The organism is Archangium gephyra, assembly GCF_049060025.1.
In the GTDB taxonomy this organism is placed as follows: domain Bacteria; phylum Myxococcota; class Myxococcia; order Myxococcales; family Myxococcaceae; genus Archangium; species Archangium gephyra_A.
On sequence record NZ_JBMEQQ010000002.1, the window covers coordinates 5855033 to 5871040 of the forward strand.

Sequence of the window (16008 nt, forward strand, 5' to 3'; positions counted from 1 at the left end):
GATGAATATTCGCGGGCCGGAACGGCGGCCGTGCTCAGGCCGACGCCGGGCTGAGCTGGACCCGGAGCGACTCCATCTTGCGGATCACCGGGTGCTGCCCGAACGAGGGCTGTCCCAGGAGCTTCATCTCCGGGAAGCGGCGCAGGAAGCTGTCCACGGCGAGCTGCACCTCGAGCCGCGCCAGGTTCGCCCCGATGCAGTAGTGCGCCCCATGGCCGAAGGCGATGCTCGCGTTGGTGTTGCGCCGCACGTCGAAGACCTCGGCCTTGTCGAACGCCTTCTCGTCCCGCAGGGCGCTGCCGAGCATGACGAGGACCATCTGGCCCTTCTTGATCGTCACCCCGCTCAGCTCCACGTCCTCGAGGGCGTAGCGCGCGACACCCATCTTCCCGAAGTTGTCGTAGCGGAGCACCTCTTCGATGGTGTTGCGCAGCAGCTCGGGCTCGGCCCTCACCTGCGCGAGCACCTCGGGGCGCTGCAGCACGTTGTACACGGTGTAGGCGATCAGATGGACGGTGGTCTCGAAGCCTCCCACGATGAGCGCGGCCACCAGGGCGAGCAGTTCCTCCTTGTTGAGCCGGTCCCCCTGCTCCTCCGTCTGGATGAGGGTGGTGAGGATGTCGTTCTCCAGGGGAGCGTTGCGCCGGTCCTCGATCGTCGCCTTGACCAGCTCGAGGCCCTCGCGGATGTCGGCGCGCAGGCCCTCCATCTCCGCGGGGTTCACCAGGCCGGGGAGGAAGCACTTCACCACGGCGTCCGTGAAGCGCTGGAACAGCTCCTCGCGGCCCTTGGGCATCTTCAGCATGGAGCCGATGACGCGGGCCGGAATCTTCTCCGCGAAGTCGAGCGTCACGTCGATGGTGCCCTTGGCGGCGCAGGCGTCGAGCACCTCATTGACGATGGCCTGGATGTCCGGCTTGAGCCGCTCGATGGCGCGCGGGGTGAGCGCCGGGCTGACGAGCTTGCGCACCCGGGCGTGGTCCTGGTTGGCCAGCGAGAACAGCCCGTGCTTGTTCAGCTCGGTGAGCTCGGGGATGACCGCGGTCGCGCCCATCACCGCGGCGAACTCCCACTCGCTCCGGTCGGGGGTGAAGCGCTTGTCGCGCAGCACGGCGATGGCCTCGTCATACCGGCTCAGGAGCCAGGAGCGCCCCGCGGGCCAGTACTGGAGCTGCGCCTCGGCCCGCAGCTTCTCGAGCGCGGGGTACGGGTTCTGGTCGTACCCGGGGGCGTATGGGTTGAAGTCGACGGCCGGGCGGCCCGGGTTCTGCTTCGTCTCGTTGTGCTGCATGGAACACCTTCCTGCGCTGAGGGTAGGGAGAAATGACGGCGGGTGATTCGGGCTCAGTCCTCGGAGAGCGCGAGCGCCTGGCGCGGGCACTCGCGCACGGCCTGCTCCACCTTGGCGCGCAGCCCGGGCGTCACGTTCTCGACGAGCACGCTCAACTGGTCCTTCTCATCGAGGCTGAACGCCTCGGGGGCGGCGCGCACGCAGACGCCATTGGCCTCACAGCGATCCCAATCGACCACGATCTTCATGTTGTTGCTCTCCTGATGCTCATCAGACCCCCACTATCGCCTACGCGGCGGTCGCCGGCGCGGGCTCGTGGGCCACCGGGGCCTGCTGCGTCCCGGCCGCGGCCTTGCGCCGCATGTCCTCGGTGGTCTCGCTGTTGCCGTCCGGCCGCCAACCCGGAGGCGCGAAGAAGTAGCCGAGCACCTCGCGCGCGCTCCGCGCACTCCTCAGGTCGCGCAGGAACGGGCCGAACTGATGCAGGGCGATCTTGAAGGGGTTGTACGTGTGCAGCGGGTGCACCAGCCCGTACCGGCAAGGCAGGTCGTCGCGCTCGGCGACGTAGGTGCCGAAGAGGCGGTCGAAGACGAGGAGCACACCGCCGTAGTTCGCATCCAGGTAGTCGAGGTTCGCCGCGTGATGGACGCGATGGGCCGACGGCGTGTTGAGGATGCCCTCGAGCGGGCCCAGCCTGGGGAACCAGTCCGCGTGAATCCAGAACTGGTAGGAGAGATTCAAGCTGTACGCGGTGAGGATGGACTCGGGCGAGAAACCGAGCAGGGCCAGCGGCGTGAAGATGGCGTAGGCCCCGGTGATCTTGCTCGTCCAGCCGAGCCGGCTCACGGTGGTGAGGTTGAGCTCATTGGGCGTGTGGTGCACCGCGTGCGAGAGCCAGAACCAGCGCGTGCGGTGACCCAGCCGGTGGTACCAGTAGTAGAGGAACTCCACGCCGACGAACAGGATGACCCACGAGGCCACGCCCAGGTTCGAGGCGTCGAAGAGCCGGTGCTGCTGCAGCCAGTACGCCCCCGGCAACGCGACCGCCACGGGAAGCAGCAGGTTGACGGACCGGATCCCCGCCACGGCCATGGAGGCGAGGCCGGAGCGCCAGTCGTACGAACGTTTGAAGACAAATTTCAGCAGCAGCGCTTCCAGCACGGCCGCGGACAGAGCGATGAGACCGATATACCGGGACGCCGCATGAAGCTCGCCCATCAGGAACCTCGTGGCAGCGCGAGGTGCTGCCCATGGGAGTTGCGGCGAGTATCATGCCCGCTCCATGTCCGTCTCCGAAGATCCCCGCCCCCGGGGGCAAATCCTGTGTGTGGATGATGACGAGGCCGGCCGCTACCTCCTCGGCCGGGCGCTCGAGCTGGCGGGCTTCTCCGTCACCACGGCCGGAGGGGTGCGCGAAGGGTTGGAGGTGTTGAGGCGCGGCCGGTTCAACCTGGTCATCAGCGACTACCGGATGCCGGACGGGACGGGGACGTGGATGCTCAAGCAGGCCGCTGCCGCTGGCTTGCTGGAAGGCACGGAGGTGCTGATCTTCACGGGCAGCACGCACGTCGAGGACGCCGCGGGCCTGAAGATCGTCTCCAAGAAGAACGGGACGGACTACATCGTGGCCCAGGTGCTGAAGCTCCTGGGACCTCCGGGCCCCCGGGAAGACCCCAGGGGCCGGCATCCCCCACCCACCGCTCCGCGGGAGCGTGCCATGGCGCGAATCGAGCTGGTGCTCTACACGGCGGGCCGCGCACCCGCCTCGCTGCGTGCGCTCCGGCAGATGAAGAGCCTGCTCGGCCAGTACGAGTCAGCGCAGGTGGACTTCCAGGTCATCGACCTGGCGGAAGGCCGGCCCTCCTCGGCGGATGAGGACCACATCCTGCTCACGCCGACGCTCGTCCAGCGCAGCCCCCTGCCGCGAACCTGGGTGGTGGGCGACCTGGAGGACACGACACTCGTTGCGGACTTGCTGGACCATTCCGGGGTAGAGCGGAGGGAATGAGCGCCATCCAGAAGTTGCCCACGGGAGTCCCAGGGCTCGACGTCATCACGTACGGGGGAATTCCCCAGGGGCGCACGACGCTCATCACCGGCAAGAGCGGCGCGGGCAAGAGCATCCTGTCGCTGCAGATCGCCTGCAATCTGGCCCGCCTGGGCGTCAAGACGGCCGTCCTCTCCATCGAGGAGACGGCCGAGGATCTCGTCTCGACCGCCGACACGCTCGGCTTCGATCTCGCGGGCCTGGTGAAGGAAGGGAAGATCGTCCTCACCGACCTCACGCGGCCGATGGAGGGGCCCACGCACGTCAGCGGCAACTTCGACGTGGAGGGGCTCGTCCACCTCGTGTCCGACGTGGTGAAGAAGAGCGGGGCCACCGCGGTGGTGTTGGACTCGGCGACGGCCCTCTTCAGCCCGCGGCCTCCCGAAGCGCACCTGCGCAGCCACTTCTTCCGGCTCGTCTCCTGCTTCCGGCAGTTGGGGCTCACCGCGGTGATGACCGCCGAGGCGCCCGCGGACTACGGACAGCTCACCACCCTGGGCGTGGAGGACTTCGTGTGTGACACGGTCCTCGTGCTGCGCAACCTCATCGATGGGGAGCGCCGCCGCCGGTCCATCGAGGTGCACAAGTACCGGCGCAGCGCGCACTACAAGGGCGAGTACCCCTGCACCATGACGCTGCAGGGGCTCACCGTCTTCCCGCTGGATGCCAAACAGGGCGACGACCTGAGCGAGGACGAGCGCTTTCCCAGCGGCGTGGCGGGACTGGATGCGATGACGCGCGGCGGGTGGCTGCGCGACTCCATCGTGCTGGTGCGCGGCCCCTCGGGCAGTGGCAAGACGACGCTGGCCGGCATGTACGTCCGGGCCGGGGCCCTGCGCGGCGAGCGCGTCATCTACTACGGCTTCGAGGAGACCAAGCCCATCCTGATGCGCAACTTCGCCAAGGTGGGCCTGTCGCTGAAGGAGCTCGAGGCCGCGGGCCACCTCAAGGTGGAGTGCCGCTACCCGGAGGGGACCAGCCCGGAGGATCTGCTGGTGGAGCTGCGCTCGGGGCTGGCGAACTTCAAGCCCTCGCTGATCGTCGTCGACAGCATCTCCGCCATCGAGCACTCCACCTCGGAGCGGGGCTTCCGCCAGTTCATGGTGGGGCTCTCCTCGCTCATCCGCGAGCACAGCCGCAGCGCCCTGCTCATCCAGACCATCGGGACCTTCGTGGACAACGACGCCGCCCCGCCCTACCTGTCCACCATTCCCGACGCGATCCTCCTGATGGATTACGCGCGCAAGGAGCACGGCCTGGAGCGGAGCATGGCGGTGCTCAAGATGCGGGGCTCCGAGCACACCTCCGCCGAGCACCGGATGACGATCGTGTCCGGCGGCCTGCGCGTCGAGCCCCTCGGGAAGGGCGCATAGAAAAAGGGGCACCTTCCGAAATTCTCCGGAAAGGTGCCCCTCTGACCGCTTCTGAGAGCGGGGTCACATGTCCAGGGGCGGCTGGGGCCCCGGGATGATGTGCGCGATGTCCGGATCCTCGCTACCCGCCACGCGATCGGGGCGCTCGGCCTTCTCGCGCTTGCGCTCCTCGCGCTTGGTCTGCTTTTCCTGATTGCGCTGCTGACGCGCTCGCTCTTTCTGACGCTTGATGAATGTGACCGTCATAGGTCTCCAAGGAAGAGAGTGAGAGCCAGACCCGTCTCCTTACCGAGACCGGGCCCATCCCTACAAACAAAGTCCTGAACCGCACCAAATCCGCCCACCAGGGGCTCGGCAGGAGGCCAGGCCGCCTACCGTCACGCTTCGCTCCAGAGCCGCGAGAGAACCGTGCCAACCCATGCGCTCCGAGGGAGCGCCGTGGGCCGTAAATTAAGCACCAGGGCCGGGAGATGCCACTCCCAGTATCCCTGAATGAAAAGGGCCCGGCCTCTCGAAGAGACCAGGCCCGTTGCCGGTCCTGACGGCGCGTTTAGCAGGGACGAACGTTCTGCGCCTGCAGGCCCTTGGGGCCGCGGGCGACGTCGAACTCGACCTTCTGCCCTTCCTGCAGCGAGCGGAAGCCATCGGACTGGATCGCGCTGTGGTGGCAGAACAGGTCCTCGCCCCCGCCCTCCTGCGTGATGAATCCAAAGCCCTTCGCGTCGTTGAACCACTTCACGGTACCAGTTGCCATTTACTCGTCTTCTTTCTTGTCCGGCCTCAATGAGTTGAGCCGGAGGCCACACCCAGTTGTGGGGCGGCCATTGCCGTGTGTCACGTTTCGAGGCGCGTGCCTAGGGGACACCCTCCGAATATCTTCGGAATGTGGCCCCCGTGACTGGCGGCTGGAAATGGAACCCGGGGCCCCGGAGGTCCATTCCCCGGCATTCTTTCCCTCGGGATCAGGCGCCGCCGCCCGTAGCGTAGTGTAGCACCAGCAGTGCGGCCAGCACGTACACCACCGGGTGGGCCTCGCGCGGGCGCCCCGACAGCAGCTTGAGCGCCGCGTACGACACGATGCCCGCGCTGATGCCGTTGGCGATGGAGTAGGTGAAGGGCATCAGGGCAATGGTCAGGAAGGCCGGCAGCGCGTCATCCATCCGGTTCCACTCCAGCTCGCGCGCGCCGCCCATCATCAGCGCGCCCACCACCACCAGCACCGGCGCGGTGGCCACCGGAGGAATCGCCGCCAGCGTCGGCACGAAGAAGAGCGACAGCAGGAAGAGCGCCGCCACCACCACCGCCGTCAGCCCGGTGCGCCCGCCCTCCTCCACGCCCGCCGCCGACTCGATGTAGACCGTCACCGTGCTGGTGCCGAACGCCGCGCCCGCCGCCGTGCCCACCGCGTCCGCCATGAAGCCCCGGCCCGCGCCCGGCAGCTCCCCGTTGGGCTTGAGGAAACCGCCGATGCGCCCCATGCCCAGCAGCGTGCCCGCGGTGTCGAACACGTCCACGAACAGGAACGCCAGCATCACCGTGAGGAACTTCCCCGTCAGCACCTGCGAGAAGTCGAAGGCCCAGAACGTCTCGCGCGGCAGCGAGGGCACGCTCACCCACGCCTGCGGCGCCTTCGCCAGCCCCAGCCCCCACGCCGCCACCGCCACCGCCGCGATGCCGATCAACAGCGCGCCCCGCACCTTGCGCGAGGACAGCACGCCGATGAGGATCAGCCCCGCCAGCGCCAGCAGCGGCACCGGCGCGTGCAGCACGCCCAGTTGCACCAGCGTGGCCGGGCTGTCCGCCACCAGCCCCGCGTTCCTCAGGCCGATGAGCGCCAGGAACAGCCCGATGCCCGTGGTGGTGGCCAGCTTGATGGGGGGCGGAATCGCCCGGAGGATGAGGGTGCGGATGCCGCCGTAGGACAGCACGATGAACAGCAGGCCCTCGACGAACACCGCCGTCAGCGCGAAGCGCCAGTCCACGCCCAGGCCCTTCACCACGCCATAGGTGAAGTAGGCGTTGAGCCCCATGCCCGGCGCCAGCGCGAAGGGGAAGTTGGCGTACAGCCCCATCAGCAGCGTGCCGAACGCCGCGCCCAGCGCCGTGGCCACCGTCACATCCGCCGCCGGCATCCCCGCTTCCGACAGAATCTGCGGGTTGACCAGCAGGATGTAGGCCATGGTCAGGAACGTCACCAGGCCCGCGCGCAGCTCCGTCCCGACGGACGAGCCCCGCTCACGAATGTGGAAGAAACGCTCGAGGGCTTCCCTAGGGGCTTCCATAGGGCGCCGGTATAGACGTCCCCAGGTGCGTCCCCAATGTTTATGTGCCGCGCGAAAAGGCGCGGGGAGTGTGGCTCCCCGCGCCCGGTGCTTCATCCCTGGGGGGTGAGGCGATGGTTACTCGGCGATCTCACGGACGCTCAGCCACTTGAAGTCCACGTCCGAGGCGCTGTCCCAGCGGAAGGTGGCCAGGGGGCCGCCCCAGGTGATGGGCATGGCATCCACGGCACCGCCGCAGTTGGTGGAATCGCCGCCAATCTGGCCGTAGTCCGTGATGTCGTAGACCTGCTTCCAGGTCACCTTGTCCGCGTTCTCGTTGAGCCACATCTCCAGCTTCACCGCGGGCTTCCCGTTGTACATCACGTTCTTCATGATGGACTTGAAGCCCACCCAGCGGCCCTTGAGCGCGGTGGTGCCCGTCTTGTAGGGGGTCTGGTCGTAGCTCACGTGCCAGGACTCCTTCTGCCAGCGCACGCGGCCGTCATAGTGCAGGCTGCCCTTGTACGAGGAGCCCTCGCAGGCCAGCGAGTCGGTGTGGCGGCCACCGCGCGCGTACCAGGCGAAGTTGTCGCTCGCGTCGCTGACGGCGTTCACCTTGATGAAGCCCGTCATCTCCACGTTCTTCCAGTCGTTGGCGGCCTGCATGTAGCCGCGGCCCGCCAGCACGTCCCGGTCATACGTGGGAATCTTCTTCGAGTCGTAGCCGGTGGAGGTGAGCGCGTGCATGCGCACCTGGCTGTTCTTCATCTTCCAGGAGCCGTCCGCGTTGCGGGTGATGGGGTCCTGCGGATCGAAGCGCGAGTCCGACAGCGCGTCCGTCTTGAGGAACCACGTCTCGCCGCCCGCCTTCGTCGGGTAGAGCATCTTCACGCCGAAGACGTCGGTGCCCGTCGTGGGCGGCGGCGTCGGCGTGGGAGTCGGCGTGGGGGTGGGCGTCGGCGTGGTGGTGCCGGTGATGGCGGCCACCTCCGAGATGCTCGCCCAGTTGTTCATCGTGTTGCCATTCACCGTCACGCGCACATAGCGGGCATTCCTGGCCGCGAAGGTGTACCGCTGGGCCGTGGCCGTCCGCGCGGAGGTGCCGGAGAAGGCCGTCGAGTAGGTGGTGCCATCGGTGGACGTCGCGATGACGAACTTGCTCTGGCGCTCATTGCCTCGGTACCAGGCGATGTCGAGCGCGGTGAGGGACTTCACGGCGCCCATGTCCGCCGTGAGCCACTGGCCGACGCCATCCGAGGACCAGCGGGTAGACAGGCTCCCGTCGATGGCGTTGGCGGGCACGTTGCCGTCATTTCCACTCGCGGTCGCGGAGGTGAAGCCGCCAGCCGCCAGCGCCGGAGAGGCGGAGAGGGCGAGGACGGAGACGAGTCCGAAGGCGGACAGCCGCGTGCGGCGGGTAGAGGATCGATTCACTGTGTCGCTTTCCTTCGTGAGAGGGGATCGGCACAGCCGGGGGAATTTCCGGTGCACCCTATCCCGTGTGTTGGGCTCCAAACACCTGATGCCCCAATCAATTCCCTCAGATTTCTGAGGGTTTTCAAGGGGTTACAGGCGCAGCCCTCCCTGTGAGGTCACATCGGGCCGATGGACCTCTGAATCAGGTGTGCGGGCGTCCGGCCCCAGGAGGGCCTCCCGCCGGCTGCTTGTCCGCCAACCTGACAGGTCAGCAGGAAGTATCGGGTATACCAAGTCACATTCCGCGTGCCCAGCCCCGGGCAACCTCGGGAGCGCCGTGCTGGCTGCCTGGAGGGGTGGAGTGACGGAGACCGGGCAGGGAGGGTGCGCTTCCCGTCCTCACGGCCAGCGCCCAGTTTTCGACAGACCCCCCCGAAGGGACGGGGGGGATACAGGGAGGCAACACCATGAGCTTCAAGACGAGATGGGGGATCGGCGCGTTCGCCGCGGCCGTGCTGCTGGCCGCGCCCGCGTTCGCCCAGGACGACTACATCCCGGAGGACGATGCCGACGAGGCCAGCATCTACGACACGGACATCGACCGCGGCACGGGCGGCGGAGGCGTCTTCAACGACCTCAACGTCTCCGTGACGGGCGGCTTGAACACGTACACCGGCGACATCGGCGACAACACGGGCGCGGGCGGCTTCTTCGGCGTCCAGGCCAACTCGCGTCCGCTGCCGTTGGTGGGCCTGGAGCTCGGCTACGAGGGCGCGCGCAACCCGTTCGAGAATCTCGACGGCGGGCTGTGGCGGCACAACGTGGGCGCGCTCGCCAAGGTGGGCCCGCAGCTCGGCGCGAACGGGGACCTGCGGCCCTTCGTCGGCGCGGGCTTCGGCGTGAGTCTGCTCAACCCGAGCGAGGACGCGGAGATCCTCTTCGACAACGACGTCGTCACCGAGGTGCCGCTGGCCGCGGGCGTCGACTACAACCTCGGCCCCGTCACCGCCGGCGCGCGTGCCACCTACCGCCTGGTGGGCGGCGAGGACCTGGGACTGGCGCAGGACGGCAACATCGTCAACTTCGGTCTCCAGTTGGGCGGTGCGTTCTGAGCCACACCGCCCCGGCTCCCGAGGGACTCAGTCCGTGACGCGTACCACCACGGCCGAGGGTCCTTCGAGCCGCACGACCCCGCTTCGCAGCGGCGCCTCCTGAGAGGTGCCGCTGAAGCGGGGCGCTTCGGTCCACAGCACCACCTGGAAGTGCCCGGAAGAGCGCTCGGGCAGCCGGTGCTCCAACGTCCCCCGCACATTGAGGATGACGTGGAGCGCGCCCTGGGGACCGCGGCGCTCGAGCACCAGCCCGTGCTCACCGAGGGGCCGCGCGTCGAAGTGGCCCCGGCGATTCGTCTTCAGCGCGGGGTCCGTGGCGCGCAGACGCAGCAGCTCGCGGTAGAGGGCGAGCACTCCGGCGTGCTCCGGCTTTCCCGCCTCGTTCCAGTCGAGCTTGGAGCGCGTGAAGGTCTCCACGGCCTGCGGATCCGGCACCGTGTCGCCCGAGAAGCGCGTGAAGCCGGCGAACTCCTTGCGCCGCCCCTCCGTCACCAGCTTGCCCAGCTCCTCGTTGTGGTCCGTGAAGTAGAGGAAGGGGGAGCTCGCGTTCCACTCCTGCCCCATGAAGAGCAGCGGCGTGTAGGGCGACAGCAGCAACAGCGCGCTCATGGCACGGAAGGCCGCCGGAGACACGTCCGCGCCCAGCCGCTCGCCATGCGCCCGGTTGCCTACCTGGTCGTGGTTCTGGATGCAGTGCACCAGTTGCCAGGGCTGGGCCTCCCCGGCGGGCGTGCCGCGCGTGTGGCCATGCACCTGGGACACCTGCCCCTCGTAGAACCAACCCTGCCGCAGCGTGCGGGCCAGGTCCTCCATGGTGCCGGTGTAGTCGGCGTAGTAGCCCTCGCTGTCTCCCGCGAAGGCGCGGCGCATCTGGTGGTGGAAGTCGTCCGCCCAGACGCCGTCCAGCCCATAGCCGCCCTTCTCCTTCGGGCGCACCAGGCGCGTGTCGTTGCGATCGTCCTCGGCGATGACGACCACCCGGCGGCCAGGCGCCGAGGCCCGGGCGCGCTCGGTGAGCTCCACCAACAGGTGCCGCGAGCCCTCGTCGATGATGGCGTGGGCCGCATCCAGGCGCAGCCCGTCCGCGTGGTAGTCGCGGATCCACATCTCCACGTTGGAGAGCACGAGCTGGCGCACCACCGCGGAGCCCTCGCCGTCGTAGTTGACGGCATCACCCCAGGGCGTGTGGTGGCGCCCGGTGAAGTAGTGGGGCGAGTAGCAGCCCAGGTAGTTCCCGTCCGGCCCGAAGTGGTTGTAGACGGCGTCGATGAGCACCGCGAGCCCCTTGGCATGGGCCGCGTCGATGAGCCGCCGCAGGCCCTGGGGACCGCCATAAGCCGCGAGCGGGGCGAAGAGGTCCACCCCGTCGTAGCCCCAGTTGCGCACGCCCGGGAAGCTGGCCAGCGGCATCAGCTCCAGCGTGGTGACGCCCAGCTCCTTGAAGAAGCGCAGCCGGGGGATGAGGGCCTCGAAGGTGCCCTCGGGCGTGGCCGTGCCCACGTGCACCTCGTGGATGACCTGGGCCTCCGGATCCGGCCCCTTCCACGCGGCGTCCGTCCAGGCGAAGTCGGGCACCACCACCTCGGAGGGGCCGTGCACGCCGTCCGGCTGTGAACGGCTCCACGGGTCCGGGAAGGGCCCCTGGCCGTCCACCCTCAGCTTGTAGCGCACGCCCGCGCCCTCTCCGGCGAGGGTCGCGGAGAAGAAGCCTCCTCCCTCGTCCACCATGGACAGGGGGGTGCCCGCCTGCTGTCCATCCCTTCCGAACAACACCACCTGCACCTCACGGTGCCCGGGAGCCCAGACGCGCCACCGCACTCCCGCTCCCGGCTCCACCCAGGAGCCCAGGCGAGGAGCCTGCCCCGGCGTATTCTCTGCTCGTTCCATGGCCACCTACTTATCCACCCTCGCGCCCCGAGGACTTGTCTCGCGGGTCAATAGAGCGGAGAGATGTTCACTGGTGGCCCGCTCCAGGGGGTGAACGTCCCCTCCGAGAGCAGGCGGGCACTGGCGCCGAGAGCAGGCAACGCTTGTCCAGTGCCGTCCCAAACCGGAAAGATGCCGTCCACTTCATGAGCCCACGTCCCGACCACCTGCAGGCCCTCCCCTTCGAGCGCGGTGACTCCGTTCGCGAGCGCGTCGCCGCGTTGGAGGTGCTCTCTCCCCGTGAGATCGATCAACGTCTCTCCGAGCTGGGCTACCGGGGCCAGCCGGAGGCCCGGCGCGCGGCGTCGGTGCTCGCCTACCGCCACCTGCAGCGGCTGCGGCGCATCCACCTGGAGGGCATTGCTCCCGAGCCGGGGACGCGTGAGAACTGTCTCTTCCTGGGGCCCACGGGCAGCGGGAAGACGTTCCTGGTGGAGCTGCTCTTCAAGCAGATTCTCGGGGTGCCCACCGTCATCGTGGACGCCACGCAGTTCTCCGAGACGGGCTACGTGGGCGACGACGTGACGACGATGCTCTCGCGCCTGTTCGAGGCGGCGGGCGGAGACGTGGCGTGGGCGGCCTGCGGGGCCATCTGCATGGACGAGTTCGACAAGCTCGCCACCAGCCGCTCCGATGCCCGTTTCGCGGGACAGCAGACCACCAAGGACGTGAGCGGCTTTGGCGTGCAGCGCAGCCTGCTCAACCTGCTGAGCGCGCCGCGGGCGGACTTCCCGCCGGACTTCGGCTTCACCAGCCGCACGCCGCCCATGCCGCTGGAGCTATCGGCCCTCACCTTCATCGCCTGCGGAGCCTTCAGCGGGCTGAAGAACACGGCGGAGGAGCTGAGCGGCCACAAGGAGCGGATGGGCTTCGGGCGCGAGGCGGGCAAGCGCGAGGCGGCCATCGCGGAGAAGGTGACGGACGATCAGATTGAACAGACGACGGCGTTCGCGCGCTACGGCTTCATTCCGGAGCTCATCGGCCGCTTCAGCCGCATCGTCTCCTTCTCGCCGCTGGACGCGAAGACGCTGGGCAACATCCTCGAGGACAACGTGCTGCGCGCCTACGAGCGCGAGTTCGCCCACGAGGGGCTGACGCTGGTGGTGGAGCCGTCGGTGCGCGAGTGGGTGGTGGCCCGGGCGCTCAAGCGCGAGACGGGAGCGCGCGGCCTGCGCGCCGCCCTGGTGCCGCAGCTCGAGCGCGCCGCGTACGACCACTTCGGCGAGCCGCAGGTGTCCACCGTGCGCCTGGTGCTCGACGGCGAGCAGGTGCGCGCCGTTACGGGCTGAGCGGGTCCGGCACTCGGGCAGGCACGGAGGCCGGGGCCAGCATTCCCTCTCCCTCTGGGAGAGGGCCAGGGTGAGGGTCTTCCCCGCTATCCGCGCCTCCTGAGCCACTGTCGCGTCGGTTCTCGGCGCTCCAGGAGCACGCCGTGGCTATGATGTCCCGCGTGGGGCCGCTCCGGCCCGACGTAGGACATCATGTACCTCCTCGACATCAACATCTCCGGCCTCAAGCTCCTGCGGGACTTCTCCCTGTCACTCCAGGACGCGCAGGGACGGCCGCGGATGTGGACCGTCCTCATCGGCGAGAACGGTCTGTGCAAGACGAGCATCCTGCAGGCCATCGCGATGGCGGCGAGCGGATATGTCCGTGCCAACCAGCTCGCGGATGTGCCGTCATTGCCTGACCGGCGGCGTACTGGCGGGACCACGACCATCGAAGCCGACTTCACCTTCGGCGCAAGCCGACACACACAGCGGAGATACCCGGGAATCCTCCCGCGTCCCGAAGTTCCGCCGGTTGTCTGCACAGGTCTCTCCATCTCACCTGGGCACAGCGTCTTGGGTGGATCGTCGCGTTACTACGATCCCCATGAGGTTCCGTCCGAGCCCATCGAGGAAGCCAGGGCACTCAATCTGCCCCAGTGGTTCGTGGCGGGTTATGGAACCACGCGCCAGTTGCCGCGTCCCTTCGCGAGTGACAAAGCAGAAGACCCCATCCTGAGCAGACTCAATTCCCTGTTCGACCGCGGCCGGATCATCGGGACGGGCTTCGCGGATCTGCTCGAAGACCCGCGAGAGTTCGCGCAAGCACTCCGTCAAGCGCTCGTGAGCAGCCAGTTGCTGCCGCGGACCACCGACGTCGAGCTGCGAGGGCGAGGCGGAGTGAAGAACCCGAATGACCTCGTCGCCCAACATAGCTTCGAGCTCAAGGTGGGGGCGGAAACCCTGAAGCTGCCCGCGACCTGGCTCTCGCAGGGCTACCAGAGCACCATTGCCTGGGTCGCCGACATCATCGGCCAGATGTTCTGGGAAAACGGTGGGCCCCTCCCGCTCTCCGAGATGGAAGGACTCGTGCTCATCGACGAGATCGACCTGCACCTCCACCCCAAGTGGCAGCTCGGTCTCATCCCCACCCTCAAGCGCGTCTTCCCCAAGCTCCAGTTCATCGTGACGACGCACTCACCCATGATCCTGCCCGGACTGTCCCGCGAAGAGGTCGTCATCCTGGGGACGGACAGCGAGGGCAACGTCATCGCTCACGAGAGCCCGGAGTCACCCGCCCTGCTCACGGGCAGCGAGATCTACCGCACCTTCTTCGGCATCGACCGGCTCCACCCGTCCGACCTCGGCAAGGACCTCCAGCGCTACAGCTTCCTCATCGCCGACCCGCTCCGAAGCGATGAGGAAGACAAGGAGATGCACGACATCCGGGAGCGCCTCGCCGCGGCAGGTGTCGACCCCGGATGGGAGCCCGTCCCGCGCATCCAGGAGCCACCGGAGCAGATGGCTGGGAGTGAAGAGCCGTCATGATCCGCATCCATCGCGGTGCGGAACCCACGGAGCTCGCAGCCGCCAGAGCCACTGAACTCCCCAGAGTGCAGGCTATCGCCGTCCAGCACCGGCCAGTCCAGGACGACCTCGGCAGGAAGTACGAGGTCGCTCACGACGCTCTCTGGCGCGCCCAGCGCTACAAGTGTTGCTATTGCGAGAGCCGGGAGCAGTCGAAGCGAAATGACGTCGAGCACTTCCGGCCCAAGGCGCGAGCGGACCGGAGACCCGGCGCCCGCGAGGAGCACGGCTACTGGTGGCTCGCCTGGAGCTGGGAGAACCTCCTCTTCTCCTGCCGCAACTGCAATCAGGCCCCCGCCAAGCTCGACAAGTTCCCGCTCGCCGAAGGCAGTGAGGCGCTGCTGGAGGGACAGCCTCCTCCGGGCCAGGAGCGGCCTCTGCTCATCGATCCCGCCACGGAATCAGGCCTCGAGCACATCCAGTTCGTCCGGATGCCCCATGGCCACGCGACAGCGGCCAGGTGGTACCCCAGGCCTCGCAATGGAAGCCGCCGGGGGGCCATGACCATCAAGGTCTGCATGCTGGACCGGCCCGATCTGCTCGACTTGTACGGGCACCATGTCGAGCAGCACGTCATGCCCATGGTGGAAGACATCCGCGCGGCCACGAGAGGTGGCAGCAGCGCCGACGTGCAGCGCCAGTGGTCACGAGCCCTGCTGCGGCTGCTCAATCCAGCCCAGGTCTACATCGGGCTCTCATACGACGCGCTCGACCAACTCATCCCGGCCGTGCTGCGCAAGAAGCATCAGCTCGAACTCCGCCTCCCCTCCCTCTGAGCACCTATCCCCGCAAAGAAGAACGCGGTGCCGGTGTGGGGACCGGCACCGCGCGTCCATCCAGGTCCCGGGGAACCTCCTCGAGGGCCCCCCTGCCTCGGCACGGCTCCGCTCAGCCGCGGTACTGGTGGATGGACATGATGGGGTAGTTCATCTGCGTCATCGAGATGCGCTGCGAGCCATCCCGGTTGACGTTGTTGGAGCCGATGAACTCGGGCTTGCCGTTCTTCCACCCGGCGAACAGCACCACGTGGTGGCCACCCGGCGTCTTCATGCTCACCACGTCGCCCGGCTTCGCCTGCGACAGCGGCACGCGCTTGAAGTTCGGGTCCTTGTCCAGGTTCGCCGCCAGGCCCACCACCGCGTTGTGGTGCTGGCTGTTCTTGATCTGCCCCGCCTGCTCCAGCACGCCGGAGACGAAGTTGGCGCAGTTCACGTTGTTGGGCACCCAGTCCTCCATCTCCGCGCCCACGCCGTTCTTCTCCAGCTTCAGGCTGCCGGCGTTCTTGCCCAGGTGGCTCCGCGCGATGTCGAACGGGCTGCCGCCCGGGCCGCGCGAGGGCGTGCCACCCGTGGGGGCCGGCCCCTGCGCCCCACCCGTGGGACGGCCTCCACCCGTGGGCCGGTTGCCACCGGGGCGCGTGGGACCATGGTCGAAGCTGTCGCGCGAGCCCGGGATGTTCAGCGACTTGCCCGCGTAGATTTTGTTCGCGTCCTTGATCTGCGGATTGGCCTTCATCAGCGCGCTGACCGACGTCTTGTAGCGGCTCGCGATACCCGACAGCGTGTCACCGGACTTGATGCGGTAGCTCATGGCCTGATCCTCGAGGCGAAAATTCCGAATTAAGAAACTCAGAGAAATTCTCGGGATCAGGGAGGGGAAAGTTGCGTGCACCGGCGTGGAAATCCCACCCGCACCTCCACCCCAGCAGGGAAGGCGAGGCCAGGGAG

The 16008-nt window shown here is 67.9% G+C and carries 15 protein-coding genes; 6 read left to right on the forward strand and 9 right to left on the reverse strand.

The genetic code is table 11. From position 1 onward, the window contains the following. Nucleotides 1–34: 34 nt before the first annotated feature. The 3 genes from ACN28I_RS25330 to ACN28I_RS25340 are packed head-to-tail and all read right to left on the reverse strand — an operon-like array spanning nt 35 to nt 2509. The gene (locus ACN28I_RS25330; protein ID WP_420944512.1) at nt 35–1291 is read right to left on the reverse strand and encodes a cytochrome P450; all 1257 of its coding nucleotides are present in this window, start codon (nt 1289–1291) and stop codon (nt 35–37) included. A gap of 53 nt (nt 1292–1344) precedes the next feature. Further along, nucleotides 1345–1539 carry a ferredoxin gene (locus tag ACN28I_RS25335; protein ID WP_420944513.1) on the reverse strand — a complete coding sequence of 65 codons (195 nt, stop codon included), beginning with the start codon at nt 1537–1539 and terminating at the stop codon, nt 1345–1347. Between the two features lie 40 nt (nt 1540–1579). Further along, a complete protein-coding gene (locus tag ACN28I_RS25340; RefSeq protein WP_420944514.1) occupies nt 1580–2509 on the reverse strand; it encodes a sterol desaturase family protein in 930 nt (309 codons plus the stop codon). 64 nt (nt 2510–2573) lie between these two features. Between ACN28I_RS25340 and ACN28I_RS25345 the strand changes: the two genes are divergently transcribed. After that, nucleotides 2574–3299: a response regulator gene (locus tag ACN28I_RS25345; protein WP_420944515.1), complete on the forward strand. Its 726-nt coding sequence runs from the start codon at nt 2574–2576 to the stop codon at nt 3297–3299. Then, on the forward strand, nt 3296–4711 hold the full coding sequence (gene kaiC / locus ACN28I_RS25350; RefSeq protein ID WP_420944516.1) for a circadian clock protein KaiC: 1416 nt from the start codon (nt 3296–3298) through the stop codon (nt 4709–4711). Before ACN28I_RS25345 ends, kaiC begins: the two co-directional genes overlap by 4 nt. Before the next feature lie 63 nt (nt 4712–4774). On the opposite strand, the gene ACN28I_RS25355 is transcribed toward kaiC, so the two are convergent. The 4 genes from ACN28I_RS25355 to ACN28I_RS25370 form a co-directional block, all read right to left on the reverse strand. After that, on the reverse strand, nt 4775–4957 hold the full coding sequence (locus tag ACN28I_RS25355; protein WP_420944517.1) for a hypothetical protein: 183 nt from the start codon (nt 4955–4957) through the stop codon (nt 4775–4777). A 304-nt stretch (nt 4958–5261) separates the two neighbouring features. Further along, nucleotides 5262–5465: a cold-shock protein gene (locus ACN28I_RS25360; RefSeq protein WP_420944518.1), complete on the reverse strand. Its 204-nt coding sequence runs from the start codon at nt 5463–5465 to the stop codon at nt 5262–5264. Nucleotides 5466–5673: 208 nt separating this feature from the next. Next, entirely contained in the window at nt 5674–6993 is a 1320-nt protein-coding gene (locus ACN28I_RS25365) for an NCS2 family permease (protein ID WP_420944519.1), read from the reverse strand. A gap of 117 nt (nt 6994–7110) precedes the next feature. Continuing rightward, nucleotides 7111–8406, reverse strand: a complete 1296-nt coding sequence (locus ACN28I_RS25370) for a discoidin domain-containing protein (protein ID WP_420944520.1) — start codon at nt 8404–8406, stop codon at nt 7111–7113. A 449-nt stretch (nt 8407–8855) separates the two neighbouring features. On the opposite strand from ACN28I_RS25370, the gene ACN28I_RS25375 reads away from it, so the two are divergent. After that, on the forward strand, nt 8856–9500 hold the full coding sequence (locus tag ACN28I_RS25375) for a hypothetical protein (RefSeq protein WP_420944521.1): 645 nt from the start codon (nt 8856–8858) through the stop codon (nt 9498–9500). Between the two features lie 27 nt (nt 9501–9527). Here ACN28I_RS25375 and treZ read toward each other — a convergent pair whose 3' ends face one another. Beyond that, nucleotides 9528–11387 carry a malto-oligosyltrehalose trehalohydrolase gene (treZ, locus tag ACN28I_RS25380; RefSeq protein WP_420944522.1) on the reverse strand — a complete coding sequence of 620 codons (1860 nt, stop codon included), beginning with the start codon at nt 11385–11387 and terminating at the stop codon, nt 9528–9530. Nucleotides 11388–11572: 185 nt separating this feature from the next. Here treZ and ACN28I_RS25385 point away from each other — a divergent pair, with 185 nt between their 5' ends. The 3 genes from ACN28I_RS25385 to ACN28I_RS25395 all read left to right on the forward strand — a co-directional run bounded on the left by ACN28I_RS25385 (nt 11573) and on the right by ACN28I_RS25395 (nt 15057). Next, nucleotides 11573–12715 (forward strand): AAA family ATPase, encoded by a 1143-nt coding sequence (locus ACN28I_RS25385; protein WP_420944523.1) that lies wholly within the window; start codon nt 11573–11575, stop codon nt 12713–12715. Between the two features lie 192 nt (nt 12716–12907). Beyond that, on the forward strand, nt 12908–14242 hold the full coding sequence (locus ACN28I_RS25390; RefSeq protein ID WP_420944524.1) for an AAA family ATPase: 1335 nt from the start codon (nt 12908–12910) through the stop codon (nt 14240–14242). 65 nt (nt 14243–14307) lie between these two features. Beyond that, nucleotides 14308–15057, forward strand: coding sequence for an HNH endonuclease (locus ACN28I_RS25395; RefSeq protein ID WP_420944525.1), 750 nt, complete (start codon nt 14308–14310; stop codon nt 15055–15057). 112 nt (nt 15058–15169) lie between these two features. Here the strand turns inward: ACN28I_RS25395 and ACN28I_RS25400 are convergent, their stop codons facing one another. Beyond that, complete coding sequence (locus tag ACN28I_RS25400; protein ID WP_420944526.1) at nt 15170–15871, reverse strand: LysM peptidoglycan-binding domain-containing protein; 702 nt, start codon at nt 15869–15871, stop codon at nt 15170–15172. Between the last annotated feature and the right edge of the window lie 137 nt (nt 15872–16008).